Origin of the sequence: Maritalea sp. S77, assembly GCF_049801075.1 — a bacterium.
GTDB lineage: Bacteria > Pseudomonadota > Alphaproteobacteria > Rhizobiales > Devosiaceae > Maritalea.
The window spans coordinates 225,552-251,583 of the sequence record NZ_JBNAGG010000004.1 but is presented as its reverse complement, the minus strand read 5'-3'; the positions used below and the strand labels follow the sequence as shown (position 1 = coordinate 251,583).

Genomic DNA, 26,032 nt, shown 5'->3' with positions numbered 1-26,032 from the left:
GCATTTCACGCGAATGAGCGACAGCCAAACCACGCAACAAGCTGAACAATCAGCACCGTCACGCGGCCTCCCTTCCATTGGCCGCATGCTCGAACTGTTGCGTCAGGGCGACTTCGCGCTCGCCTTCGGCATCATCTTCATCCTTGTGGTGCTGATTATGCCGATGCCCGCCATCATGCTCGACATGCTGTTGGCCGTGTCCATTGTGTTCTCCGTTTTGATCATGATGACCACCTTGTTCATCCGCACGCCACTGGAATTCTCAGCCTTCCCCACCGTGTTGCTGATCGCCGCCATGATGCGGCTGGCGCTAAACTTGGCATCCACGCGGCTTATCTTGGCGAATGGCCATTTGGGCACCGATGCCGCTGGCAACGTGATCGAAGCCTTCGGCAATTTCGTGATGCAGGGCAATTTCGTGATCGGGATTATCGTTTTTGCCATCCTGATTATTGTGAACTTCATCGTCATCACCAAAGGTTCTGGCCGGATCGCGGAAGTGGCGGCACGCTTCACCTTGGATGCGATGCCGGGCAAACAAATGGCGATTGACGCCGACCTTTCCGCTGGTCTTATCGATGAAGATCAAGCCCGCAAACGCCGGAAAGATTTGGAAGATGAAAGCTCGTTTTTCGGAGCCATGGATGGTGCGTCGAAATTCGTTCGTGGCGATGCCATCGCCGGTTTGCTGATCACATTCATCAACATCATTGCCGGCATCATTATCGGTGTTGGCCAACAACAATTGTCGTTGGCCGAAGCCAGCAACAACTACACTTTGTTGACCGTGGGTGACGGGCTGGTATCGCAAATTCCGGCGCTGATCGTTTCGACTGCCGCAGGCCTGCTTGTGTCAAAAGCAGGCGTAACCGGCAGCGCCAACCAAGCCTTAGCCGAACAATTCTCTGGCTATCCACGCGCTCTAGGCATGACATCTGGTGTGATGGCCATTATGGCCATTTTGCCTGGCATGCCCGCCCTGCCCTTCCTCGCCCTCGCTGGCGGCATGGGCTATCTCGCTTATCGATCGCGCGGCGCCATCGACAAAAAAGCAGCCGACGTGGAAGCGGAAGTGCAAGCCAAACAGGTTGAGCAAGAAGAAACATCCGCTAAAGAAGCGCCCATCACCGACGCTCTAAAAATGGACGAGCTCAAACTCGAATTGGGTTATGGCCTCCTGTCCATGGTGAAAGAGGACGAAACGGGCACCGACCGTTTGACCGAGCAAATCAAAGCCCTGCGTCGTCAGCTGGCAACCGATATGGGCATTTTGATGCCGTCCGTGCGCATTCTCGACAATATGCAATTGCAGCCCAACCAATATGTTGTGCGCATCAAAGAGGTCGATTCCGGCGGCGGCGAAGTCTATCCAACGCAATATATGGTGATGGACCCCATGGGCAATCAAATCGATTTGCCGGGCACCCACACAATTGAACCAACATTCGGGCTGCCCGCCACCTGGATTGATAGCGGCCTGCGCGATGAAGCTGAGATTAAAGGCTACACCATTGTTGACCCAGCATCGGTGATCTCGACCCATCTCACCGAGATTTTGAAGGCCAATGTGTCTGACCTACTGTCTTACGCAAACGTGCAGCAGCTATTGAACAATCTACCAACCGAGCAGCAAAAGCTGGTGGACGATATTGTACCAAATCTAATTTCAGTTTCTGGCATCCAGCGCGTGCTGCAAATCTTGTTGGGTGAACGTATATCCATTCGCGACTTGCCCACCATTTTGGAAGGCATCGCGGAAGTAGCTGGCAGCGCCGCATCGGCCAAGCAAATGGCCGAACATGTGCGCACTCGCCTTGCGCGCCAGCTCTGTGCCTCCAATTCGGGTCCAGATGGCAACCTACCCATCATCACCCTGTCCCATGATTGGGAAAGTGATTTTGCAGATGCAATGGTGGGCGAAGGCAATGATCGGCATTTGGCCATGGCCCCATCTCGCTTGCATGAATTCATTCAAGCCGTGCAGCAAGCTTTTGAAGAAGCCGCACAGGTGGGGGAACTGCCTGTATTGATCACTTCGCCATCTATTCGCCCGCATGTGCGCTCCATCATCGAACGATTCCGCCCGCAAACGGTGGTGATGAGCCAAAATGAGGTGCATCCACGCGCCAAGCTGAAAACAATTGGAAGCATATAGGAAACCACAATGAGCGCCCCAACGTCCCACTTTGTCATTTTCCATAAGAAAGGGCCAAAGTGGCCAAGCGAAGGGCTTTCACTAAGTGACCCGATTGCGCAGGAACATGCGCAATATTTTGCGCAATTTGTATCTCAAGGAAAACTGCTTGAAGGCGGTCCTTTTCCCGGCCATTCTGGCGGCATGATGATTTTCGACTCGGAAATTGGCGAAAATGAAGTCCGCTCTATTGCCGAAAATGATCCCGCAAAGAATGCGGGTATTATGGATTTTGAGATCAAACAATGGATGCGCGTGTTCGGCGCATAAGAACTTATGATTAAAGGCCAATGCCACTGCGGCACGATCAAATATGAATTTCGCGACACGCCGCCCTATGCCAACCGCTGCAATTGCTCCATCTGTCGCCGATTGGGGGCCTTGTGGATCTATTCTGACGCCAGCAACATCACCATCGAGGGCCTAAGCGACAGCACCAGCATCTCTTATTCTCACGGCGATATGGAGTTGGATTTCCGCACCTGCAACACGTGCGGCACAACCATATTGTGGCAGCAGCTTGCTGCCCCCGGCGAGGGCCGCATGGCGCTCAACCTCAACATGGCTGACCTGGATGTGGTCAACTCAATCCGCGTACGCCACTTTGATGGCGCCGATACGTGGACCCATCTGGATTAGAATGATGGGCCGCCAACTGGGCGGCCGGTTTCTTCTAATTGGCAAGTGCAACCTTCCCCTTGCGCGACAACACGGCTCGCGTGACGCTGACCACGGCAAATGTGGCTAAAATCAACGCCAACACGCCATAAAGACCCGAAAAGCCGATTTCGTCGATGATCGCCATACTGGCGAAGGGCGATATAATCTGCCCCAAAAATACCGACATGGTGAGAAACCCGCCAGCCCGGCCGCGATGTTGCGCGGGAGTAACTTTTAAGGCTATCGCCACAAAGTTTGGCATCACCGACGCAAAGCCCCACCCTACAAATATCGCACCTACGACCGCCAGCCAGAAGCTTTGCGAAAACGCCAACACCAAAAAGCCCGACCCCATGAACAAATATCCTAGGCCAAGCGTGCCCGCCGCCCCGATCTTTTTGTGTAGCCGCGCATAAAGCAAAGCCGCAATGCCGCCCGAAATGGTGAGCGCGCCCAGGGCATTCCCCGTGGCTAGCGCAGCATCTAACCCGAGGCTTTGCAAGAAGAAGGGCAATTGCGTGGGCATAACGAAGAAAAACATGCTGGTAAGCAACTGCAACAGGATCATGCCAAACAACACCCATTGCCACCCCGAAACGGGCGTTGGCATGGCAGCGGCATTGGCTGCATGTAGCCCTGCGCTAAGCCGTTGCGGATCCGTGATCACCCGCCACATCAACGGCAAAAAGAATGCGGCCATGCCATAAAGCAAAAACGCATATTGCGGCGCAATGGACGCCAAAAGTCCCGCCAGGAAAATCGCGACAAATCCGCCAAAATTGCGAGCCGAAATTTGCAACCCCATCAATTGTTGGCGCTGGTCGCCTTCAAAATAATCACCAATCAAGGCGGTTTGCGCCGTCATGATCAGGGCAACGGCTATCCCCATCATCAAACGCGACGCGAAAATGCTATTCAGATCCGGCAGCACAACACCCGCCAAACCGCTCAAGACAAACAGAATAACACCCGCGAGCAACAATACACGTCGGCCAAACTTATCGGCCAAAATACCAACAAATGGCGCGAACAACACCACGCTGATGGATGGTGCCGGCACCAGCAAGCGCGTCAGTAACTCAACCTGCGGATGATCAGCAAATCGCATTTCCAACCCAGCAAGCGCCGGACTGATGGTGGCGTTGGCCATGGTGGTGAGTGTGGCCGCTAACAAAAGCGCCACGCCGCGCGGATCGCGCAAAACGGATGTGGGAGACAAAGAAAAGGGCATAGCTAAATCCTTTAAAAATGAGCCATGCCCTTCTATCTACATCCTCAAGTCAACTTGAGGTCAAGTGTTTTATGGCATTACATTGCGTGCTAGCCGAAAGCCTAGATCATCAATGTCATATGTGGGGTGGCTGCGCCGCCGATTAGTGGCCAGGCACCCGCGCGCCGGATCGTTCCACCCGCCACCGCGAAAAACGCGATAGCTGCCATAAACCTCCGGATCATAAACGTCAAAGCACCATTCCCACACATTGCCAAGCATATCGTAAAGGCCATAGGCGTTGGGTGCCTTCTGGCCAACATCATGGGGTGTGCCGCCAGAATTTTGCCTGAACCAGGCTATCTGATCTATCTCGCCATAAAGCGGAGATGATTGGCCACCCATGGCCGCAAACTGCCATTCCGCATCAAGCGGCAATCGAAACCCATTTGCGTTGGCGACAACACGCACATCATCAGCGCTTTCACCAATTTGATAGACTGGCTGCAAACCGAAGTGCGCTGACATGCGATTGCTGAATTGCACCGCATCATACCAAGACACACTTTCAACGGGACGATTGGCGCCTGAAAAACGAGCCGGATTTTCGCCGCCTACTTGGGTAAAAAGTGCCTGGGTGACGGGAAATTTGGAAAGACAGAATGGCTTCAACTCGACTTGCCATTTGGCTTGAATGCGGTCGTCGCGCAAATCCACGCGGCCACCTTCAAGCTCAACAAAGTCAGCCAAAACATCATCTAAATCCAAATTGTCCACAGTGCACTTTTCCTTCTTAGGTTGGTTGAAACAATCATTTAAGGTGTAACATACACGACTTCTCACCCGCCTATCATACGACCGCAAAACCACTTATCCGAGTTTGGATTTCCACTGGCTTCGCCCTCGCAACGGCTGTTTTGCACGCAGGCGGTGTTGTGATTGGCCTTGCCATCGACAAAGTTTTTAGCAAACACGACAAATCTACACCACTGCTCAGCCGCGCAATTGGCGGCATAACAGTGCTGGTCGGCCTCGGCCTGTTTTTCGCTTAGAAGAATCTGCGCAATGGAATGGGCGTGATGGCACGCCCATTTTGCCTAACACGCCGTGTAATTTACCGAGAGCCCGCCAAGCGACGTTTCCTTATAGCGATTATCCATATCTTTGCCGGTTTCATACATGGTCTTGATGCAAGCATCGAGCGAGATGATGTGTTCACCATCGCCATTCAGCGCCAATGATGCAGCGGCAACGGCTTTGATCGCACCAAGCCCGTTGCGTTCAATGCACGGCACCTGCACCAACCCGTTTACCGGATCGCAGGTCATGCCCAAATGATGTTCGAGCGCAATTTCAGATGCATTTTCAATTTGCTCATTGGTGCCGCCCAAAACCGCGCATAGGGCCGCGGCTGCCATGGCTGACGCAGAGCCAACTTCACCCTGACAGCCCACTTCAGCCCCGGAAATGGAGGCGTTGTGCTTGATCAGCCCGCCAATTGCCGCACCAGCCAACAACATCTCATAGAGCTTTTTCTGGTTCGCCCCAGGCACATGCTCCAAATAATATTTCGCCACCGCTGGGAACACCCCCGCCGCGCCATTTGTTGGCGATGTAACCACCTGCCCACCAGCCGCATTCTCTTCATTTACGGCCATGGCATATAGTGAAATCCAGTCATTCACCGCATGTGGCATTTGCAAATTTGTGCCGCGCTCTTCCAACAATTTACGGCGCACACCCGCTGCGCGTCGGCGCACTTTCAAACCGCCGGGTAAAATGCCATCCAGTTCTAAGCCACGCCCGATGCAATTGTTCATCACATCCCAAAGCTTTTTCAGCCCCAGCTCGAGATCTGTTTCGCTCATATGCGACAGCTCGTTGGCGCGCTTCATCTCAACGATGCTTTTGCCACTCTTCTTGCCCATCTCAAGCATTTGATTGGCATTTTTAAAGGGGAACGGCACCGACACCACATCAGTGACGGGCAATTGCTCAGACGATTCAAATTCATCTTTCGTCATCACAAAGCCACCGCCAATAGACAGGTAGGTCTGGCTGTATCGAATTTCACCCGCCTCATCTTTGAGGTTCAACACCATTGTGTTCGGGTGAGCCATCTCCTTGGTGTCATAATCAAAAATAATGGCGTTATCGCCCTCAAGCCCAATCTTAAAGCCTGAAACAGGTTCAATGCTTTTGCCAATGCGCAACAGTTCGAGCTTATCTTCGGCTTCTGCGCGGTCAAAGGTTTCCGGCGAAAAGCCCAACAAGCCGAAAAGCACAGCTTGGTCCGTGGCGTGGCCTTTGCCTGTAAAAGCAAGTGACCCTTGCAATTGACATTCAATATGACACTGGTCGCCGCGATCAAAGCGGCCTTTATTTTTGATGAGATGTTCTAAAAACTGATTGGCCGCCACCATCGGCCCCATCGTGTGCGATGAGGATGGGCCAATCGACACTTTAAAAACGTCAAAGACGCTAACAAACATTTCAACTCTTCCCTAGCTTATCGCAATATTCAAAATTGATATGCAATTTTGGATGCTTTTGTTTTGCCCTAGGAGTAACGTTGAAAAAGGGCCAGTGCAAAGGAAATTGCACTGGCCCACATGTAAACTTTCGTCGGTGCGGCAGTTTTAGGCAGCGGCGATCATCTGGTAGATAATGCCGAACAGAATGGCCCCGCCAATGCCAAGCCCCAAATAGGTGGCAAAGATTTGCTTTTTCACCAGCGAGAAAACCGCTGTCATCGCTGGAATAGAGCTAACGGAACCGGCGATCATAAAGCTCATCGCCGCCCCAACACTCATGCCCTGGCCCACAAGACCATCCACCAGCGGCACCGCCGCATAGGAATTCAGATATGCTGGCGCGCCCACCAAAGCAGCAATCGCAATCGGAATAATGCCTTCACCGCCAACAAGCTGCACCACAAGTGATGCTGGCACATAGGTGACCAACAAGGCCTCCAACACATAGGCAAAGGCAAGCCATTTACCCAAGAAGATGAGATTGCTCAGGCCTTCTTTTTTAAAGACCCCAATGCGATCTTGCTCTTGCCAGAAAGCCCATTTGGGTTGGCCCTTAAACTTGGACGCGCCGCAAGTAGACTTGCGATAATCCGGCTTTAGCGGATCAGCCAACGCGCCGCGCTTGCCGATAAATTTGAGGCTAAAGCCACCCAACAGGCCGAGCGACACGGCGAACACGGCTTTGGAAATGGCAAACTCCCAACCGAGCACAGACCCGGTGATGACAAAGGTGGGCGGGTCGATCAAAGGGGACGACAGCCAAAAGGCCATAACTGCCGAAATTGGAGCACCAACTGTCAATAAACCAGCGATAAAGGGGATCACCTGGCATGAACAAAAAGGTGCCAACCCGCCCACTAGTGCGGCCGCAAATATCATCTGAACTTCGCGACCTTCAAACGCTTTGCCGATAACGCCTTCAGCGCCCGTTGCTTTCAAATAGCCAATCAACAAAACGGCAACCAACAGAAACGGCAAAGTGGAGAGAAATGCTCTGGTGGCGAACTGCGCGATGGGCAGAAAATTGGCCCAATCCAGCACTGCAACCAGCGCCAAAATGATGGCAATCATCACCGGCACTTGCGTGAAAAATTTAAAGATGCTGCCGGGCGTAACCGGCTGACGTGCTGAAACATCAGACATTGCTTTTTTCCTTAGACGAAGCTGACAAATTGGGCTCGGTCAGGCATGCATCTGCACAGCACTGATCGATGATGAAGCTGCCCACATGACCCAAAAAATCGAAATTGGCGCGATTAACGATGGTGCGGCCCTGCTTTTCCTGATCAATCAGGCCCGCCGCTGCCATAAATTTAAGGTGATGATTGAGCGTGGAAGCTGGAATGCCCGTGCGCGATTGAATATCGCCCACCAACAGCCCGGCTTCCCCAGCCCGAACCAAACAAAGCAAGACCTGCAGCCGGGGTTCTGACCCCATGGCCGAGAAGGCTTGCGCTGCGCGTTCAATTTCAACAGTCATGGCATTTATCCATTTCAATTATTATTTCTATATTTCTAGATATATCGAAATATAGAAATTGTCAAATCGAAATGTGGTGCAAATTGGTCACGGCTAAAAATGAAGCAGCGGAAACGATCATTATTTACCCGTCAAATGCTTGCCCATTTGCCACGCCCATGAAATTCTGTCCGGCTCTCCTGAGCACAATCCTGTTCGATTCCAGCCTTTGGCCTTGCAAAATGTTACGTCGTTTTTTTAGCTATTATGCCCCATATAAGGGCTTGTTTTTTCTCGATTTTGGCTGTGCCGTTCTGGCGGGTCTTTTAGAACTCGGCTTTCCTGTCGCCGTTCAGGCGTTCGTGGACCAGCTCTTGCCCAGCCAAAACTGGACGCTGATTTTTGGTGCTGCGGCCCTACTCCTGTTCATTTACTCCATCAATACTGGGCTGATGGGCGTGGTGAACTATTGGGGGCACGCTTTGGGCATTTCAATCGAAACGGACATGCGTCGGCAGGCCTTCGATCATATCCAAAAGCTCAGCTTTAGTTACTTCGACAATCATAAGACTGGCAATTTGATCACCAATGTCACCAAAGATCTGGAAGAGGTTGGCGAGATCGCCCACCACGGTCCGGAAGATTTGTTCATCGCCATCATGACCTTTGTCGGCGCGTTTGCACTGATGTTTATGGTGCACTGGAAATTAGCGTTGATCTCCGTATTCGTGGTGCCGATTATGACCTGGACCATCGGGCATTATGGTACCCGGATGACGCAGAATATGCGCACCCTGTTCCGGCAAGTTGGCGATTTCAACACCCGCATCGCGGAGAGCGTTGGCGGCGTACGTGTCGTGAAAGCATTTGCCAATGAGGATCACGAGCAAAAGCTGTTTGAGCACAATAATGAGAATTATCGCAGCACCAAGCTAAGTGCATATCGTTACATGACAGCGAGCATCGCCCTCACCTATTTCAACACGCGCTTCATCATCGTGTTGACCATGTTGGCGGGCACCTATTTCGTCACCATTGGCGAGCTGAGCTATGGCGGCTTTGTCAGCTTCTTGCTGTTGGTGAACCTGTTTTTTCGCCCGATTGATAAGATCACTTCGGTGCTGGAAAGCTATCCAAAGGGCATTGCGGGGTTCCGCCGATTCACCGAACTGATCGACACACGCCCGGACATCGCAGACAGCCCCAACGCCAAAGAGCTGGGCCACGTAAAAGGTGACATCGCTTATCAAAACATTCGCTTTGGCTATGGCGACGACAAAATTTTCAATGATTTGTCGTTCGACATCAAGGCTGGTGAAACCATCGCTTTTGTTGGCCCATCGGGGGCAGGCAAAACCACTTTGTGTTCCTTGCTACCCCGGTTCTACGAATTGGATGGCGGCGCAATCACCATTGATGGCATCGATATTCGCGACGTGACGCAGAAATCGCTGCGGGCGCAAATCGGCATTGTGGCGCAGGACGTATTTTTGTTTGGTGGCACCATCCGCGAGAACATCGCCTATGGCAAATTGGACGCCACCGATGAAGAGATTATGGAGGCGCTGCGCCGCGCAGCACTCGACACTTACGTGCTGTCCTTACCCGAAGGGTTGGATACAGTTGTGGGTGAGCGCGGCGTAAAACTTTCGGGCGGACAAAAGCAACGCTTGGCCATTGCGCGGATCTTTTTGAAAAACCCGCCCATTCTGGTGCTGGATGAAGCCACCTCTGCTCTGGATACCGCCACAGAGGTTGCCATTCAAAATGCGTTAAACGAACTCTCCAAAGGCCGCACCACGCTGGTGGTCGCCCACCGCTTAGCCACCATCCGCAATGCCGACCGGATCATGGTCGTCAGCAACAACCGCATTGTCGAACAAGGCAGTCACGACGAACTGTTGGCAAAAAAAGGGGCATATGCCGAGTTGCACTTCGCGCAATTTGGTGAGGGGTAGAAACTACCCAAAACTTCCGCCATCTGGCGGCGTTCTGTTGTGAACGACATGCTTTTCAATATGCTGGCGTGGGTCCGCTTCGGCGGTCGCCGATCGTCGTGACCCACGCACGAAGGCAGAGGGAAGCAGCACAGCAAAAGTGGCAATCAACCAGATATAAAGACTGGCTGCAGGTGGTCCCCAAAATCCAGCGACAATCAAGATAGGCAACAAGAGAAAATCGACCATCAAGTCGCTTTTGATTTTGTCTTTTTGCCTGCCCGCCAATACCAACATGCCAAGCACTAGGCAGACCAACAAATTATTGATGGGCTGAATGCTCAACTCCGACCGACTTGGAAAAAATACCCCAAAATAGATATGAGCCACGGCCCAAAGAGAAACGACCGTCGCAATTACGAAAACAACAAACAAAAAATAATGCCGAAATTTCATGCTAAAATCTCTCGAAAAGTAATGACCCAGCCTGGGTCATTTACCTGCTGATTTCAACTCAATTTGTTGTGGCTTCATGCCTCTCATTCCCGATGCCCGATCAATTGCGCGTCGGCAGAAGGTTCGGTATGGGTTTCAATTTCCAAGGTCACATGGGCAATATCAAATTGACGTTTGAGTTGCTTTTTCAGTCCATCACATACCCAGCTTGCAGCGTCCATCTCGTTTAAGTCCAACACAAGATGTGCACTTAAGGCGCTTTGATGTTCTTGCATGTGCCAGAAATGCACGTGATGAACGTCGGTCACCCCCTCGGTTTGGCGCATAGTTTCAATCACTGCATCAAGGTCAACATCTTCCGGTGCGCCGAGCATGAGAATGCGGATTACACCGCCAATCTCGGCAAAGCTTTGCCATAAAATATATCCGGCGATCAAAAGCGTCACAGCTGGATCGATCAAGCGCCAATCATAAAGCAAGATCAACGTGCCTGCGAAGATAACAGCGACTGAGCCCAATGCATCCGCAACATTGTGCAAGAAAGCGGCACGTATATTCACACTGGTCTTTGACATGGCAAAGGTCAGCATTGCGGTGACTAAATCGACCACCAGCGCAATGCCTGCGATGATGACGATCAACCAGCCATCAACTGGTTGCGGGTCAAAAAACCGCATCACGGCTTCATAAGCGAGGTAAAGGCCAATCACGATCAATGTTGTGTAATTGATCAATGCGGCCACAACTTCGGCCCGACCATACCCAAAAGTCATGCTCTTATCGGCGGGGCGCCGCGCAATTTTGCGCGCCACAAAAGCGATAATGAGCGAAATCCCGTCAGAAAAATTGTGCAATGCATCTGCGATAAGCGCCAGACTGCCCGCAAAGACGCCGCCAATAATCTGCGCCACAGTCAGCCCCAGATTGACCATGATGGCCCAAAAAACTTTCGCGTCCCCATCATTAGGGTCCGCATGATGATGGTGATGATGCCCCATAATTTTACTCCAACTTAACTGATTTGCTCAGGTCGATAGCCAAGCAAACGCAACGCGTTCAATGTGACCAACACGGTGGCACCCGTGTCTGCCAAAATAGCGATCCAAAGCCCGGTAAACCCAAAAATCGTCGTGATCAAAAAGATTGCTTTGAGCCCCAAGGCGATGGACACATTTTGCTTGATATTGGTCATCGTCGCGCGGGCAAGGCGGATTTTGCCGGGCACATCCACCACCCGGTCGCGCAATATGGCTGCATCCGCCGTTTCCAGCGCCACATCTGTGCCTGATCCCATGGCCACACCCACATGTGCCCGCTTCAAGGCCGGTGCATCATTGATGCCATCGCCCACCATCATCACCTGATCATGCTGGGTAAGGCCTTTGATCACCTTAAGTTTATCCTGCGGCATCATTTCTGCTTGAAAGTCCACACCAAGGTCATCCGCGATGGCAGATGCAGTGCGCGGATTGTCGCCCGTAAGCATGATTGACGCGACATCCAATTGCTTCAATTGCTCAATGGCGGAGCGGGCATCCTCTCGCGGCTCATCTCGCAAAGCGATTAAGCCCAGCGCCTGTCCATCACGATATACAGCAACCACAGTTTTGCCTTCGGCCTCAATCTTTGCCGCAATCACCAAATCAGTTTCGGTCAGAGCACCTTGGCCAAAGGCATATTTCGGACTGGTGACAAAAGCACTTTTGCCCTCAATTTCGGCCCGCACGCCTTTGCCTGCCAATGCTTGCTCATCTTTAGACCTGGGAATATTGAACCCCAATTCCTTCGCACGCGACACAATCGCTTGCGCCAAGGGATGGCTAGAGCTTTGCTCAACCGCGGCAGCAAGTGAAACCACCTCATCTTTTTCTGCCTGCAGCGGAATAATATCCGTCACCACGGGTCGCCCATAGGTGAGCGTTCCGGTTTTATCGAATGCAACGCGCGTGACCTTTGCGGCGGCCTCAATGACCGCGCCGCCCTTCATCAACAAGCCATTTTTTGCCCCGGTGGCCAATGCAGAGGCGATGGAGGCTGGCACCGAGATCACCAAGGCGCAAGGGCAACCGATCAACAACAGCGCCAAACCACGATAAATCCATGTGCCCCAATCCTGAGCAAAGGCCAGCGGCGGCACCAACACCACCAGCACTGCCGCGGCAATAATGGCTGGCATGTAATAACGGGAGAACCGATCAATAAACCGCTCCGTGGGGGCGCGGGCACTTTCAGCTTCCTGCACCAACTGAATAATCCGTGCAATTGTATTGTCTTCCGGATTTTTGGTAACACTGACCCGCAAAGTCGCTTCGGTGTTGATGGCCCCAGCAAACACGTCGTCACCCGGCCCTTTGGCACGCGGCACGCTTTCGCCTGTGACCGGACTTTCATCGATGCCGCTATGGCCTTCAACAATCTGCCCGTCGGCTGGTAATCTGTCTCCTGGCCGCACAATCACGATTTGGCCGATCCGCAAACTGGCAGCTGATATTTCCTGCGGCCCGGTTTCTGTTTCCAGCAGAGCCGTTTTGGGCACCAAATCTGCGAGGGCCTTAATGCCCTCCCGCGCGCGATTGGCCGCCACGCCCTCCAGCAATTCGCCGACCGCAAATAGAAAGACCACCAACGCCGCTTCTTCCGCCGCATTGATGAACAAGGCGCCCGTGGCGGCAATGGTCATCAACATTTCGATGGTAAAGAATTGTCGCGTTTGCGCCATGGCCAGCGCCCGCCGGGCAACAGGAAAGAGGCCAACCAAACAGGCGATGATAAATGCCCAGTGGCCAATCTCTGCGCCGGACATCAATTTGATGGCCCACGCGACAGCCAGGAGCAATCCTGAGCTAATGACCAGCTTACCTTTCGGGGTTTGATACCATTTTGCAGCTGGTGCTGCGCGTTCGCTTACTTCTGCTGTCTCGCAGCTTTCCTTATGCACATGTGCATCACCATCCTCGCGCGCTGCCTGCACGCCAAAGCCCAGCTTTGTGACGATATTCTCAACATCCTGCCGCCGGGTTTGGGCTTGGTCCAATGTTACCCGCAAGCGCTCATTCATTAGCGCCACATCAACATTTTCAACACCCGGCAAACGATCCAACGCTGTTTTGATTTTGTTCGCACAAGAGCCGCAATCCATTCCGGTTACGGTCCATTCGCACATTTCTTTTTCGACGCGGTCCATCAGATTTTCCGTCTCGTTTTGATGAGTCGGCAATCAAGATAGGACCTCAAGTGACTAGAGCTTCAAGCCCTAATTTGAGAAAATTTGCACTAAAATTTGTTTCTCAAAAGTAGAAACTCAATAATTGGATCAAAAAACTCATATTTAAACTAGACTCTAAATTTATTATGAGTTATCCGCTCAACTTAAAGGTCGCACCACACAAATCCGTTCTGGAGAACAAAATGCTACGCTCAATTTTAGTTGCCGCCTCCCTTTTGGCAACGCCCGCATTCGCCGAAACTGTGACCGTAAAAACCTATCAAGGCGACGTTGAAGTTCCTGCCACCCCCGCCACCTTCGCTGTATATGACGTTTCAGCGCTCGACACCCTGGATGCCCTTGGCGTGAAAGCTGACGGCGTATTAAGCCCACACTATGTGTCTTATCTCGATGGGGCCGTTGAAGGCGCAACACCAGTTGGCTCATTCTTTGAGCCAGACTTTGAAGCCCTCGCCGCCTTGAACGCTGATCTGGTGATTGCCGGTGGCCGCTCTTCAACCCATGTTGAAGCCTTCACAAAAATTGCCACCACCATCGACATGACTATCTGGGAAGATACTGTCGGCCAAGGCCTTGAGCGCTTGGATGCCTATGGCAAAATTTTTGGCAAAGAAGACAAAGCCGAAGAATTGGCGAATGCGTTTAACGCAAAGTTGGATGAAACCAAAGCCTTGCTGGACGGTCAAGGCAAAGCCTTGATCTTGATGACCAACGGGCCAAAAGTTTCAGCCTATGGCGCAAGTGGTCGTTTTGGCTGGTTGCACACCAACCTCGATCTGGAAGAAGCCGCCAAGGATGTTGAACAATCCACACACGGCGAAGCCGCCAGCTTTGAATTCATCAAAGACACAAACCCAGACATTTTGATCGTGATCGACCGACTGGCCGCCATTGGCCAAGATGGCGAAAGCGCAAAAAAGACTTTGGACAATCCATTGGTGCACGAAACCAATGCCTGGAAAAACGGCCAAGTGATCTATTTGTCATCCGCCCCGCTTTACATTGCGGGCGGCGGCATCCAGTCCATGAACATCATTTTGGACGATATTCAAGCCACCTTTAAAGGCGAATAAGCTCAAATGAATCGGGTGGCGACAACATTGATGGCCCTGTTGGTGCTTTTGGTGATCGCCGCCCTTTCCCTTTTTGTTGGGGTGATCGACCTTCAACCGAAAAATCTATTCAATCCCGAACAGTTGGAACTGCTGCTCGTTAGCCGATTGCCACGCACCTTGGCTGTGTTGATCACAGGCAGCGCGCTTGCGGTGTGCGGCACAATTATCCAACTGCTGGTGCGCAATCGGTTTGTGGAGCCGATGACGGCGGGCACGGGCCAGGGCACGATGCTGGGCATTTTGATCGCCATACTCTATTTCCCATCCGCCTCGTTGATCGTGCAGATTTGCATCGCCGCAACCATGGCGTTGATCTCAAGCATTGGCCTAATGCTGATCGTGATCAAACTACCCGCCACCAAGCCGCTGTACATTGCGCTGGTAGGGCTGATCTATGGTGGCATCATCGGCGCGGCAGTCACCTTTGTCGCCTATCAAGCAGACCTGTTGCAATATATTGAGATTTGGACCACAGGCGAGTTTTCCGGCGTTTTACAAGGCCGGTACGAAACCCTATGGATCGCCGCCATCGTTGCGCTACTCGCCTATCTAATCGCAGATCAATTTGCCATTGTTGGCATGGGCCGCACCACGGCCATCAGCTTGGGGCTGAACTATAATCAAGTGGTGGTGCTGGGCCTGATCACCATTTCCATCGTCACGGCACTGACCGTAGTCACCGTCGGCATGATCCCCTTTGTGGGCTTAGTGATCCCCAATATTGTATCCCGCCTCTATGGTGACAATGCGCGGCTCACCGTGCCGATCACCGCCTTTTTCGGCGCAAGCCTCGTGCTGATATGCGACATTATCGGGCGCTTGGTGCGCTATCCGTTTGAAATTCCGGTCGGCACCATTATGGGCATCATCGGCGCTTTGATCTTTTTGTGGATTCTATATGGGCGAGAACGACATGCCCGTTAAACGCCTTTCCTTCCTCGCACTGCTGCTTGCACTCTCAATGGTGCTTTATATGACGATTGGTTCGCGCGGGAATTGGGATTTTGTCCTCGCATTTCGCGGCACAAAATTGCTGGCAATCATCGCGGTAGGCGTCGCCGTCTCGACCTCCACTCTGCTGTTTCAAACCATCGCGCAAAATCGCATCCTTACGCCGTCAATTATGGGATTTGATGCGCTTTATGTGCTGATCATCACCATGATGGTGTTCTTTTTTGGCGGCCAAGGCATGTTGTCCATCGGCACATACGGGTTATTCGCCCTTAACACCTTAATCCTGCTACTTGCCTCGTTCCTCCTGTTCGGCACGTTGATTTTCGAACATGGCCGCGATCTGACGCGCATGATTTTGACGGGGGTGATCTTGGGCACCTTGTTCCGCTCACTCACCAGCTTTGCCACCCGTATGATCGATCCAAACGAATATGCTCATATTCAAATCGCATCTTACGCCAGCTTCAATAGCTTCGACACAGAGCTGCTCTATGTAGGCGTGGCCATTATCATCGCTTGCTTGATCTTTGTGTGGACCATACGCCATCGGTTGGACGTGATCTCATTGGGTTATGATGTGGCGGTAAATTTGGGCGAGAATGTCCGGACCGTGCAACTGCTCGCGCTGGCGGTGATTGCCATTTTGGTGTCAGTGTCCACAGCGCTCGTCGGCCCAGTGGCCTTCTTAGGATTGCTTGTCGTCAGCATCGCCCACTTACTCACGCCAAGCCCTTATCACTCCACCCTACTGCTCAGCTCGGGTCTTATTTCCTGCATCATTCTGGTGGGCGGACAAACCATTATGGAACGGATGTTGAGCCTGAGCACACCACTTGCGGTGGTGATCGATTTTGTCGGCGGCCTCGTCTTCTTGCTACTTCTATTGCAAAGGTTGAAAAAATGATTTCTGTACGCAACCTCACCCATCAATTGGACCAACAAACGATCCTGAATGATTTGAGCCTGACCATTCCCAAGGGAAAAGTGACGGCGCTCGTGGGGGCCAATGGCGCAGGCAAGTCAACATTGTTGTCGCTGATGGCTCGGCTAATGAAATTGCAAGACGGTCAAATTTTGATCGACAATATGAGTGTTGGCGAAACACCTAATGACGCCCTAGCGCGCAAACTTTCCATTTTGCCGCAAGCCATTCAATTGGAACCACGCCTCACCGTGCGCGAACTGGTGAGCTTTGGCCGTTATCCCCACGCCAAAGGCCGGATGCAAAAGCAGGATTGGGACAAGGTGGACGAAGCCTTGTCCGTCTTGGATTTGAACGAGTTGGCTGATCGTCAGTTGGACACATTGTCTGGCGGGCAACGGCAACGTGCTTATGTGGCGATGACCTATGCGCAAGACACAGAATATATGTTGCTGGATGAACCGCTCAACAATATGGACATTGCCGCATCGCGCTCACTAATGCGCGTTTTGCGCGAGCTCTGTGAACATCATGGGCGCACCATTGTGATCGTATTGCACGACATCAACTATGCCAGCGGCTATGCCGACAATGTGGTGGCGTTGGCGGATGGGAAAATTGATCAAGAAGGCACCCCGCTCGATGTCGTAGACAGCGCCTTTTTGCACCGCATTTATGGCACAGATGCCAAAGTGCATATTTTGGACGATCGGCCCTACGTACAGGTGTAAAAAACCGCGCTATGACGACAACACAGCGCGGCTTTATGCCCGATGATCGTGGGTAAATTGGCGTGGGTTAGGGACCTAGACGCCGGTGATCATCGAGACAATTTCGTTCTTATCCGTCTTCGCCGTTTCCCGCACGCCTATCTGTTGACCGCGCCGCAAAACGCAAATTCGATCTGAGAGACGGAACACTTGATCAAGACTGTGGCTGATGATCAACACCGCCAAATTGCGCTCTTTCAACGCCGCGACATTTTCCTCCACCTTGGCCGTTTCCGCCACGCCCAGCGCCGCAGTTGGCTCATCCAGCAAAACCAGTTTGGTGGCCCAATGGGTGGCGCGCGCAATGGCAACACCTTGCCGTTGGCCGCCTGACAAATTGCGGATCGTGGTTTTGGCCGATGGGATGCGCACATCCAACTCTTTCACCAAATCCTCGGTTTCCTGCACCATGCCTTTGCGGTCCAATTGGCCAAACGGCCCTTTGGTTTTTTCGCGCCCCAAAAACATGTTCATGTAAACCGCTTGCTCGTCCGCCAGCGCCAAATCCTGATAAACCACTTCAATGCCAGACGCACGCGCCTCGGTAGCATCCTTAAAGCTGGTTTCCTTGCCATCAATGGCGATGGTGCCCGAAGTCGGAGCATGCACGCCGGAAATGATTTTAATCAGCGTGGACTTGCCTGCGCCATTATCACCCACCAGGGCAACGATTTCACCAGCCTTGAGATTGAGCGAAAAATCCTCAATCGCCACCACGCCGCCAAAAGCTTTGTGGATATTGGTGAGCTGCAACACATCAGCAGCTTGATTGTTTGAAAGATCCATCATGCTACCTCAGATTTGGCCAGTTTTCGGCCTGACCAAAGATGTTCTCAATGGTCTCTACCTTTGGGTTGCCAGTTGAAATGCCCGACACACCGACCGTATAGGCCCTCTTCACAAAAGCCTGCCCGCGAAAGCCGAACACAACGCTGTCGCCTGACTGGGGCTGAACGCTGCCTGTGCAATCAATCATGCCGTAATAATCAATTGCGCTGGTGGGCGGAATATCGACGCTGGCAAGCGCCTTTTCATCCACCGTTGGCGCGCCGCCAACCAGCGCCTTCACATCATAGTCGGGAAACACCGGATCAATATAAAGCCCGCCGCCAAAGCAATAGGCTTTATCTTCATGCAGGTGTGACACCTCGCTGAGATAGAGCACGGCTGGCAATTCCGGCAAATCTTTGATCGCATGCAATGGCGTAGTGCCATGCAAGCCATTGCCCGGCTCGCACTGCGTTGCGCCTGCTTTGGCCAAGGCTTCCAACACAACTGAAGATGTGGTGCCCGGCGCGTTAATCTCAATGTCGGTGAAACCAGCATCAATCAACGCCGCCGCTGCATTTTCCAGCGTGGTCAGGTTTGGTGTGGGCTGCACTTCGTGCGTGTCTTGATCAAACAGGAGCGCCGGGAATGTGGTGATCCCCGCAAAGCGTGCGCCATCCATCGCGTCCACCTTGTGGGCAAACTCAACGATATCGCTCGCCTTGATGCCACCTTCATGACCTTTGTAAAACACATCACCATCGGACTTGATCCGCACCAGAATATCCTGCTGACGCCCAGCTTTATGTGCCGCTGCCGCTGCTTCTTGTGCTTTTTCTAGGCTGAACACAGTCCAATAGTGCGGCTGCAAATAGCTGGCCACCATATCCGCCTCAAATTTTGGCACCTGCACCAAATGGCCGATATGGCCAATATCCATGCCTGCCCGTTTGCAGGCCACAGCGCAGGCTACATCGACAGCGACAGCTTGATTGACACCACCGCGCACAGACGCTTGGCAAAAGGCCGAGTTGCGTCCAACCTGCTTGGTCATCGCAAAGACTTTCATACCCAACTTGTCGCCTTCAGCGCGCAAGGTTTTGGCATTGTGCTCAACAGCATCCAAATCCAACACATAGGCATTGGCAGGGATTTTTCCCTCTTGATGCAACGCCATAGCCGCTTCGATAAATTTGGGGTTACGTCGCCGCAAAAGATCTAAAAACATGGCTTACCTCAATTGTTCACGTCGCGCAGCGAAATCGCCACCGCGATCAAAATAATCACGCCTCTGACAATCATTTGGTCAGATACGGAAAGGCCCATCAAAATCAGGCCATTGTTCAACATGCCCATCATCAATGAGCCAACCAGCGCTCCGATAATGGTGCCTTTGCCGCCCTTAAGGGCAGTACCACCAATGATCACCGCCGCAATCACGGTCATCAAATCGCTTTCACCTAGCGTATAGCGCGCCGCTTGCAACCGCCCGGCATAAAGCAGCCCGGCCAAACCTGCGAGGCCGCCACAAATCATCATCACCAACAAACGCACATGTGGCACCTTAATGCCCGTCACTTGCGCAGCGCGGGCATTGTCGCCCGTGGCCAACACATGGGCACCAAACTTGGTTTCGCGGAACACAAAGTGCCCCAGCGCCACTGCACCAATGGTCCACAACACCAGTGAAGGTACGCCGAACAAAGAGCCAGAACCAAACATATTGACGAAGCTCTCATTCAACACCGGCACGGAGCGCAGATCAGTCATGGAACGGGCCACACCAGCAAACAGCCCCATGGTCGCCAAGGTCACAAGGAATGATGGCAAACGCAAATAGGCCACCAACACACCGTTAAAAAAGCCGATCGCCAAACCGATCCCAAGGCCGGCTAAAACGCCGACAAAAAGCGGATAGTCGCCCAGAACAACGGCACTACCAAGCGCCGCAACGGCCACGATGGAGCCAAAAGAAAGGTCAATTTCACCCGCCGCCAACACAAACACCAAACCAATAGCCATGATGGTGATGGGCGCGGTTTGCAAAACAATATTGGTCAAGTTGCGCTGGGTTAGAAATCCATCATTCCCCAACGTGACCGCAAAGAAGAGAAAGATCAGCAAAAAGCCGATATAAACGACATACTGCGATAGATTGAGCTGTCGTAATTTTTGCATGGTCGATTGCATTATAAAATCCGTTTCGCTGGATGCGCGGTCCCTCCCCGCATCGACAAGCTAGAAGCGTGCCGCGCCCTTAAGGCGCGACACAATAGTTGTTTATTTCGTCAAGCTCTCAGGTGCATCGCGATGCAAAGATTGCATCCAACCTTCTGACACATTGTCGGCTGTCACGGTCACCGCTGGAGCCACCACGAAGGCTGGGCTTTCTTGACCCAACAAACCACGAGCAGCAGAGGCGGCCATGGCGCGACCAAGCTCATAAGCTTCGTCAGCAACAATGGCAGACACATTGCCACCGCGCACCATATCGAGGGCAATCGGCTCAGACAGATCAAGTGTCACCACTTTGGTGGTTTTGTTGCCATTGGCACGCAAAGCAGACAAAACGCCTTCAGCAGGGCCAGCCCAAGTAACATAAACACCAGCCAAATCCGGATGTTTCAGCAACATGGCGTTGGCGATGTCTTCTGCGCGTGCTGGATCGGAAATGCCAGCCTGTGCCACGATTTCCATGTTTGGATAGTCGTTTTCGATGGTGGTTTTGAACGCATTGTCGCGCTGGTTGGTCACATAATAGGTCGCATCATGATAGATCCAGCCCACTTTGCCCGTTTCACCAAGATCAGCCGCCAAAGCATCGGCCGCTTGCTTGCCCATGGCATACAAATCATCGGTCACGATGGAAGCATAATGCTCACCATGCTTGTACCCGTCAGGCACGTTGGACAAGAAAACAAGCTGCACATCATTATCAACGGCTTCTTTAAATGCAGCGGCCGAAGCAACTGGATCAAGCGGCAAAGCCAACACAATGTTTGGCTCTTTGGTCAACACAGTTTCAATGTCTGAACGCTGTTTAGCCGTATCAAAACTCGCATTGGTTGTGGCCACAACTTCAATGCCCAAACGAGTGAACTCGTCCGTCGCACCTTGTGTAACTGCGTTCACAAAATCAGACTGATCGTGCCAAACAAGCGCAGCAGAATAGCCACCGCTTTTCAGCGCTTCAACATCACTATCAGCAACCACAACCTCAGTTGAAGGGGTTGCAGTTTCACCATTTGGGCCAATTGTTTGTGCAAAAGCGCCACTGGTCATCAGCAAGGCAGCCAAGCCACCTGCCATCATTTTTGTTAGATTTTTCATGGGTTTCCTTCCTCCATAAATTATTCATCCACGCCACAATAGTGTGCGATGAATTCTGCGAAGGCCGTTATGCCGGCCAAATATTCATTGATTGAAACGCGCTCTTCTAAAGTGTGGCAGTTCGCAATATTGCCTGGCGCGCAATAAACCGTTGGACACCCCAACCGATCGATCAAAAACGGTGCCTCTGACCAGTAGGGCGCGCCATTGATGACGCCCCGATCTGGCATGGCGCCATCCAGCGCCTGAGACAATTGATCAATTGCGGGGTTTGAACGGTCAATATCAGTGGGGGAGCCACCGAATTTGTGATCCCGACCAGCGGGATATGAGATCTCAAAGCTACAACCTGTGTCCGCAATGCCGCGGCCGATGGCAGCTTCCAAAGCGGCCACGGCCTCATCCAGGCTTTGCCCCGGTAGCACTTTGCAGATCAGCGACAATTTGCAGTCGCCCGGCACCGCAATATAACCGCCACCTTCAATTTTGGTGATCAGAATAAAGGCTTCGCCCACCAAATCATGATGCGCGGCCTTGCCCACCTGCTCAGACAGGGTCCAAATTTCGTGCATCACCTGATGACTGGCCTTTAGCGCATCAGTGCCCTGCTCAGGCACGCCGAAATAAGCTGTTTTGCCCTTGATGGAAATGTCGGCGATGAAAAAGCCCATTTGCGCAGGGAATACCTGCAATTGGGTTGGCTCTACATAAACTGCGAAATCTGGCTTATGCGCAGCCAAGAATTTTGGTGACTTTGTAAGGTGATCAATGCCCGCGCTGACGCCCGTGCCTTCTTCGCCGCTCTCTTCGTCACCGATAAACGCAAAACTCACATCACCCTTGAGCTTGATGCCTGCCTTATCAATCAAATCTAATGCAGCTAGGCTGGTGCAAATGCCTGCTTTCAAATCGCCCGTGCCACGGCCCCAGATTTCACCATCAATGATGGCACCGCCAAATGGGTCTTCGCGTTGGTCGCCTTGCCAATGCTCGCGCCAGCCGTCCACATGCACCGTATCCGTATGGCCGATAAACAACAGATTTTTTCCGCCACCGCTGCCAGCGCGTTTGCCAAAGATATTGGGGCGACCGGGCAAAAACTCTTCCCAGACAGGCGCCAGCCTCCGCGCCGACATCTGCTCATCCAAATAGCCAACAAAATTCGCCTCATTGCCGGTAATACTCTCGCGGGCCACAGCGCCGCGCAGCAGCTCAACAGCAAGGGTTTCATCAAGGAATGAGCGGAAATCTGGCACGGATTTAGCCATTGGAGACAACTCCCAATTTTGCAAGTTTGGCAGGGGGCAGCGTGATTTCGGCACCCGGCACGCCACCCGCTAAAAGGGTAGCGTGCACATGGCTTAGACCCAGGGAGGCGGCGCCGATAAGGGCAGCTTTGCCACCCAAGTCACTGATGTAAAGTTCAACAGGCGATCGCGTGATCAGGCTAAATTGCGCCTTAATGCGCGAGAACAATTCTTCCCGACGACCAATCGAACCACCAAAAACAATCTGCTCCGGATCGATCAATGCGCTGATGGCGGCCACCGCCCGCGCAGTTTCACGCGCTGTGCGATCTAGCACTTTTTGCGCATGATCATCCTGATCGAGCCGATCAAAGATTTCAGGCACTTCGATCTTATCGCCCGTCAACTCAAAATAATAATCGCGCATCGCGTCTGTCGCCGTAACGCGTTCCAACGCCCCTTGGCGCAATGATGCATCTTCAAACGGGTCAGCGCCGAAAGGCAAATAACCAAGCTCACCAGCGCCGCCATTTTTGCCACGCACCAGCTCGCCATTGACGATAATGCCCGCACCAATACCGGTGCCGAGCGCCACATAGGCCAGATCGTCCACATGTTGCGCCACGCCGCCCCAATGCTCGCCCAAGACCGCGAGGTTCACATCATTTTCGATGACCACATCAAAGCCCAGCGCCTTGGAAAGTTCGCCAGCAAAATCAATCTCATCCAATTGCGGAATGTTGGGCGCCATATGCACGGCGCCACTTTCATGATCCGGCACACCAGGTACGCCAACCACAGCCAACCGCAACCGATCTTGCTGCAATCCATGCTGGTCCATCATTTCGCGACACAGGCGCGCAATTTGATTAACGACAGCACCACCGCCTTTCGGGTCGGTCTTCTCGGTAGCCTCGCCAAAAATCTGGCACGCCAGATTTGCAATGGCGACTTTTACCTTGGTGCCGCCCAAATCTACAGCAGCCACAAAGGCCGCGTCGGGCACCACCTCAAAATTCATTGCCGCGCGGCCAACATTGCCGCGCTCCAGTCCCACTTGCTGCACCCATCCTTCGGATTCCAGCTCTTTGGCGACTTCGGATAAGGTCTGTTTGGAAAGGCCCAAGCGCTTTGCAATAGCAGCGCGAGAGATTGGCCCTTCATGAGCAATCACTTCAAAAACATTACATTTATTAAGTCTGCGAATATTATTTGCCGTTTCGGTCATATAATCACTTCTATTAATTCGTCAACTTACCGAACTAATAAATCGAAACGACAAATGCGTCAATTAGAATTTATATCACGGAGCGGAACTGCGAGGATAAAATCAGAGAAAACGCTTTAGTTTCAGATAATTAAAATTTCAGGCCTTTTGCACCTCATTTTTAAAGCGCATCTCATAAACCCCTTAAACGCCTAAATGCTGATTCTGGTCACACAAAGAAACACCATGGGCATAATGGTCAATTATAGCCATTTGGGGTCAATACTCACCCATCCTATTGTTGCTCGATATGTTTGGTCAGTGCCTGATCTATCATATCACGACCCGGCGCGATTTTGGGTGAGTTACTCCTCAACCTTGCCGCGCAGCTTTTTCACTTCACCCCGCGCTTTTTTTGACGCGATCCGGCGCTTAACCGACCCATAAGTTGGCTTGGTCGCAATCCGTCGTTTGGGCTTTTCGGTCGCCTTCAAGATCAACGCTGCCAACCGCTCACGCGCGATTTCGCGGTTGCGCGCCTGCGAACGCGTATCCTGCACAAAAATGATCAGCGCCCCATCCTGCGTCCAACGCCGCCCGGCCAACCGCTTCAAGCGCCGCTTCACAGGATCAGACAGATTAGGTGATCGCTCCGCCTCAAACCGCAGCTCAACGGCAGTGCTGACCTTATTCACATTCTGCCCGCCAGGGCCACTGGCGCGGGTGAACTGCTCAGATAGTTCCCATTCTTCAATGCTGATCTGGTCGGTGATGCGCAAGGGGATACCTTTAATGCTTCTCAATCATGCCAGAACAAACATATAATGGCGCGGAAAGCAAAGGGAGGGCAGATAGATGACAGACTTTGAGACATTTCTGGATCAGCGCGTGTCCCCCGATCATCGCGCCATCGTGAAACATTTTTGCGATCAAATGGCGCAAGCAGTGCCGGAAGCCACCCAGCGCATGCGCGGCGGCACCGAAAAATACTTTTCGGTACACGTTTATCGTGTAAATCGAGACATTGTGGCGATCAGCCCAACCAAAACTGGCATCACATTTTCATTCACTTACGGCGCCCAGTTTGACGATCCGCATGGCCTTCTCACAGGCAGTGGCAAGCATTCGCGCACCATCAAGGTCAGCAAGCTGGACAACTATCCTAATGAGGCCATGGCCCATTATATGCGACAAGCCGTCCAGCTTGATTTGGTTTAACTGGCGGAGGACATATGCCCTGCCACCTGATGCTTAAGGCAAATCATAAAGACCCAATTGGTTGCCAAACGGATCGGCAAACTCGCTATAGGTCACAATCGCTGGCACCTCGATGGCTTCACCCGTATCAATACCTTTGGCAGCATAGGCAGATTGCGTTGCAGCCATATCATCTACCAAAAACCGAATGACCGCGCCCGTTTCCGGCATCTGTTCAGTTTCGTAAAGCTGAAGCCACATATTCGGCGTCGCCTTAATTTCAAGAACACCCGGCGCCGGCTCAATCATTTCAGCACCCTCGCCCAAAAACTTGCCATACCAATCCTTGGCTTGTTCAAGGGAATTGACTGGCACCGCGACGGTCGCCTCGTTGAAGGTCTGCGCCGCAGCACCACTGGCCAACGCTCCGCCCATCAATAACGAAAGAATAATTTTACGCATTTTGCCAACCCTAGCTCAAGTCTTCTGCCAGCATCAGCGCATTGCCATCTGGATCATAGAATGTTGCTGTTTTGACCATGCCTTCCACGACATCAGTCTCACCATCAAACTTCACGCCAGCATCTTCCAATTTCGCGCGCGCCGCATCCAAATCATCAATGCCGAAAACTGGCACACAATTGCCCGGCGCTGTTTCCATATGCTCGCCAAGCCCAATCACGACGCCTTTGGTGTTGGTTTTCACTTCAGACCAACCCGCCACATCTGCGTGATACATGGTTTCAAATCCGAGCATGTTTTGATACCAATCTGCGCTAACATGGCGATCTTTAACCGAAAGCGCGATAGTGATGGTGTCGTTTAATGAAATTAGAGACATGACTT

The 26,032-nt window shown here is 52.4% G+C and carries 27 protein-coding genes; 10 read left to right on the top strand and 17 right to left on the bottom strand.

The window, feature by feature from the left end; translation table 11 throughout:
• Nucleotides 1–13 precede the first annotated feature (13 nt).
• From flhA to ACP15Y_RS14345, 3 genes are read left to right on the top strand one after another with little or no spacing between them, the layout of a single operon-like run.
• Nucleotides 14–2,155, top strand: coding sequence for a flagellar biosynthesis protein FlhA (flhA, locus tag ACP15Y_RS14355; protein WP_424983797.1), 2,142 nt, complete (start codon nucleotides 14–16; stop codon nucleotides 2,153–2,155).
• Nucleotides 2,156–2,164: 9 nt separating this feature from the next.
• Complete coding sequence (locus ACP15Y_RS14350; protein ID WP_424983796.1) at nucleotides 2,165–2,464, top strand: YciI family protein; 300 nt, start codon at nucleotides 2,165–2,167, stop codon at nucleotides 2,462–2,464.
• Nucleotides 2,465–2,470: 6 nt separating this feature from the next.
• Complete coding sequence (locus ACP15Y_RS14345; protein ID WP_424983795.1) at nucleotides 2,471–2,833, top strand: GFA family protein; 363 nt, start codon at nucleotides 2,471–2,473, stop codon at nucleotides 2,831–2,833.
• Nucleotides 2,834–2,867: 34 nt separating this feature from the next.
• Here the strand turns inward: ACP15Y_RS14345 and ACP15Y_RS14340 are convergent, their stop codons facing one another.
• Both ACP15Y_RS14340 and ACP15Y_RS14335 read right to left on the bottom strand, forming a co-directional pair.
• The gene (locus tag ACP15Y_RS14340) at nucleotides 2,868–4,085 is read right to left on the bottom strand and encodes an MFS transporter (protein ID WP_424983794.1); all 1,218 of its coding nucleotides are present in this window, start codon (nucleotides 4,083–4,085) and stop codon (nucleotides 2,868–2,870) included.
• A gap of 69 nt (nucleotides 4,086–4,154) precedes the next feature.
• The gene (locus ACP15Y_RS14335; RefSeq protein WP_424983793.1) at nucleotides 4,155–4,841 is read right to left on the bottom strand and encodes a formylglycine-generating enzyme family protein; all 687 of its coding nucleotides are present in this window, start codon (nucleotides 4,839–4,841) and stop codon (nucleotides 4,155–4,157) included.
• A 50-nt stretch (nucleotides 4,842–4,891) separates the two neighbouring features.
• On the opposite strand from ACP15Y_RS14335, the gene ACP15Y_RS14330 reads away from it, so the two are divergent.
• Nucleotides 4,892–5,116 carry a HupE/UreJ family protein gene (locus tag ACP15Y_RS14330; RefSeq protein WP_424983851.1) on the top strand — a complete coding sequence of 75 codons (225 nt, stop codon included), beginning with the start codon at nucleotides 4,892–4,894 and terminating at the stop codon, nucleotides 5,114–5,116.
• Nucleotides 5,117–5,161: 45 nt separating this feature from the next.
• Here the strand turns inward: ACP15Y_RS14330 and ACP15Y_RS14325 are convergent, their stop codons facing one another.
• The 3 genes from ACP15Y_RS14325 to ACP15Y_RS14315 form a co-directional block, all read right to left on the bottom strand.
• On the bottom strand, nucleotides 5,162–6,556 hold the full coding sequence (locus ACP15Y_RS14325; RefSeq protein ID WP_424983792.1) for an L-serine ammonia-lyase: 1,395 nt from the start codon (nucleotides 6,554–6,556) through the stop codon (nucleotides 5,162–5,164).
• 147 nt (nucleotides 6,557–6,703) lie between these two features.
• Nucleotides 6,704–7,741: a permease gene (locus tag ACP15Y_RS14320; RefSeq protein WP_424983791.1), complete on the bottom strand. Its 1,038-nt coding sequence runs from the start codon at nucleotides 7,739–7,741 to the stop codon at nucleotides 6,704–6,706.
• A complete protein-coding gene (locus tag ACP15Y_RS14315; protein WP_424983790.1) occupies nucleotides 7,734–8,078 on the bottom strand; it encodes an ArsR/SmtB family transcription factor in 345 nt (114 codons plus the stop codon). The genes ACP15Y_RS14320 and ACP15Y_RS14315 overlap by 8 nt, the downstream gene beginning before the upstream one ends.
• A gap of 221 nt (nucleotides 8,079–8,299) precedes the next feature.
• Here ACP15Y_RS14315 and ACP15Y_RS14310 point away from each other — a divergent pair, with 221 nt between their 5' ends.
• Nucleotides 8,300–10,015: an ABC transporter ATP-binding protein gene (locus tag ACP15Y_RS14310; protein WP_424983789.1), complete on the top strand. Its 1,716-nt coding sequence runs from the start codon at nucleotides 8,300–8,302 to the stop codon at nucleotides 10,013–10,015.
• Between the two features lie 3 nt (nucleotides 10,016–10,018).
• Here ACP15Y_RS14310 and ACP15Y_RS14305 read toward each other — a convergent pair whose 3' ends face one another.
• From ACP15Y_RS14305 to ACP15Y_RS14295, 3 genes are all read right to left on the bottom strand, one after another.
• The gene (locus tag ACP15Y_RS14305; protein ID WP_424983788.1) at nucleotides 10,019–10,339 is read right to left on the bottom strand and encodes a hypothetical protein; all 321 of its coding nucleotides are present in this window, start codon (nucleotides 10,337–10,339) and stop codon (nucleotides 10,019–10,021) included.
• 194 nt (nucleotides 10,340–10,533) lie between these two features.
• Nucleotides 10,534–11,448, bottom strand: a complete 915-nt coding sequence (locus ACP15Y_RS14300) for a cation diffusion facilitator family transporter (RefSeq protein ID WP_424983787.1) — start codon at nucleotides 11,446–11,448, stop codon at nucleotides 10,534–10,536.
• A 14-nt stretch (nucleotides 11,449–11,462) separates the two neighbouring features.
• Nucleotides 11,463–13,634, bottom strand: coding sequence for a heavy metal translocating P-type ATPase (locus ACP15Y_RS14295; protein WP_424983786.1), 2,172 nt, complete (start codon nucleotides 13,632–13,634; stop codon nucleotides 11,463–11,465).
• A 224-nt stretch (nucleotides 13,635–13,858) separates the two neighbouring features.
• On the opposite strand from ACP15Y_RS14295, the gene ACP15Y_RS14290 reads away from it, so the two are divergent.
• The 4 genes from ACP15Y_RS14290 to ACP15Y_RS14275 are packed head-to-tail and all read left to right on the top strand — an operon-like array spanning nucleotide 13,859 to nucleotide 17,398.
• Nucleotides 13,859–14,749, top strand: coding sequence for a siderophore ABC transporter substrate-binding protein (locus ACP15Y_RS14290; protein ID WP_424983785.1), 891 nt, complete (start codon nucleotides 13,859–13,861; stop codon nucleotides 14,747–14,749).
• Between the two features lie 6 nt (nucleotides 14,750–14,755).
• A complete protein-coding gene (locus tag ACP15Y_RS14285) occupies nucleotides 14,756–15,715 on the top strand; it encodes an ABC transporter permease (protein ID WP_424983784.1) in 960 nt (319 codons plus the stop codon).
• Nucleotides 15,690–16,649, top strand: a complete 960-nt coding sequence (locus ACP15Y_RS14280) for an iron chelate uptake ABC transporter family permease subunit (RefSeq protein ID WP_424983783.1) — start codon at nucleotides 15,690–15,692, stop codon at nucleotides 16,647–16,649. The genes ACP15Y_RS14285 and ACP15Y_RS14280 overlap by 26 nt, the downstream gene beginning before the upstream one ends.
• Nucleotides 16,646–17,398 (top strand): ABC transporter ATP-binding protein, encoded by a 753-nt coding sequence (locus ACP15Y_RS14275; protein WP_424983782.1) that lies wholly within the window; start codon nucleotides 16,646–16,648, stop codon nucleotides 17,396–17,398. The genes ACP15Y_RS14280 and ACP15Y_RS14275 overlap by 4 nt, the downstream gene beginning before the upstream one ends.
• Nucleotides 17,399–17,473: 75 nt before the next feature.
• Here ACP15Y_RS14275 and ACP15Y_RS14270 read toward each other — a convergent pair whose 3' ends face one another.
• From ACP15Y_RS14270 to arfB, 7 genes are all read right to left on the bottom strand, one after another.
• Complete coding sequence (locus ACP15Y_RS14270) at nucleotides 17,474–18,226, bottom strand: ATP-binding cassette domain-containing protein (protein WP_424983781.1); 753 nt, start codon at nucleotides 18,224–18,226, stop codon at nucleotides 17,474–17,476.
• Between the two features lies 1 nt (nucleotide 18,227).
• On the bottom strand, nucleotides 18,228–19,433 hold the full coding sequence (locus tag ACP15Y_RS14265) for an alanine racemase (RefSeq protein WP_424983780.1): 1,206 nt from the start codon (nucleotides 19,431–19,433) through the stop codon (nucleotides 18,228–18,230).
• Between the two features lie 8 nt (nucleotides 19,434–19,441).
• The gene (locus ACP15Y_RS14260; protein WP_246028635.1) at nucleotides 19,442–20,383 is read right to left on the bottom strand and encodes an ABC transporter permease; all 942 of its coding nucleotides are present in this window, start codon (nucleotides 20,381–20,383) and stop codon (nucleotides 19,442–19,444) included.
• A 102-nt stretch (nucleotides 20,384–20,485) separates the two neighbouring features.
• Nucleotides 20,486–21,535 carry a substrate-binding domain-containing protein gene (locus ACP15Y_RS14255; RefSeq protein WP_424983779.1) on the bottom strand — a complete coding sequence of 350 codons (1,050 nt, stop codon included), beginning with the start codon at nucleotides 21,533–21,535 and terminating at the stop codon, nucleotides 20,486–20,488.
• Nucleotides 21,536–21,555: 20 nt separating this feature from the next.
• Nucleotides 21,556–22,803 carry a M20 family metallopeptidase gene (locus ACP15Y_RS14250; protein ID WP_424983778.1) on the bottom strand — a complete coding sequence of 416 codons (1,248 nt, stop codon included), beginning with the start codon at nucleotides 22,801–22,803 and terminating at the stop codon, nucleotides 21,556–21,558.
• Complete coding sequence (locus tag ACP15Y_RS14245; protein WP_424983777.1) at nucleotides 22,796–24,010, bottom strand: ROK family transcriptional regulator; 1,215 nt, start codon at nucleotides 24,008–24,010, stop codon at nucleotides 22,796–22,798. The genes ACP15Y_RS14250 and ACP15Y_RS14245 overlap by 8 nt, the downstream gene beginning before the upstream one ends.
• 344 nt (nucleotides 24,011–24,354) lie before the next feature.
• The gene (gene arfB, locus ACP15Y_RS14240) at nucleotides 24,355–24,783 is read right to left on the bottom strand and encodes an alternative ribosome rescue aminoacyl-tRNA hydrolase ArfB (RefSeq protein ID WP_424983850.1); all 429 of its coding nucleotides are present in this window, start codon (nucleotides 24,781–24,783) and stop codon (nucleotides 24,355–24,357) included.
• Between the two features lie 61 nt (nucleotides 24,784–24,844).
• On the opposite strand from arfB, the gene ACP15Y_RS14235 reads away from it, so the two are divergent.
• A complete protein-coding gene (locus ACP15Y_RS14235; protein WP_424983776.1) occupies nucleotides 24,845–25,207 on the top strand; it encodes a DUF1801 domain-containing protein in 363 nt (120 codons plus the stop codon).
• Between the two features lie 33 nt (nucleotides 25,208–25,240).
• Here the strand turns inward: ACP15Y_RS14235 and ACP15Y_RS14230 are convergent, their stop codons facing one another.
• Together ACP15Y_RS14230 and ACP15Y_RS14225 are read right to left on the bottom strand one after the other, a co-directional pair.
• Nucleotides 25,241–25,648 (bottom strand): VOC family protein, encoded by a 408-nt coding sequence (locus ACP15Y_RS14230; protein WP_424983775.1) that lies wholly within the window; start codon nucleotides 25,646–25,648, stop codon nucleotides 25,241–25,243.
• A gap of 10 nt (nucleotides 25,649–25,658) precedes the next feature.
• Nucleotides 25,659–26,027 carry a VOC family protein gene (locus tag ACP15Y_RS14225; protein WP_424983774.1) on the bottom strand — a complete coding sequence of 123 codons (369 nt, stop codon included), beginning with the start codon at nucleotides 26,025–26,027 and terminating at the stop codon, nucleotides 25,659–25,661.
• Nucleotides 26,028–26,032 lie beyond the last annotated feature (5 nt).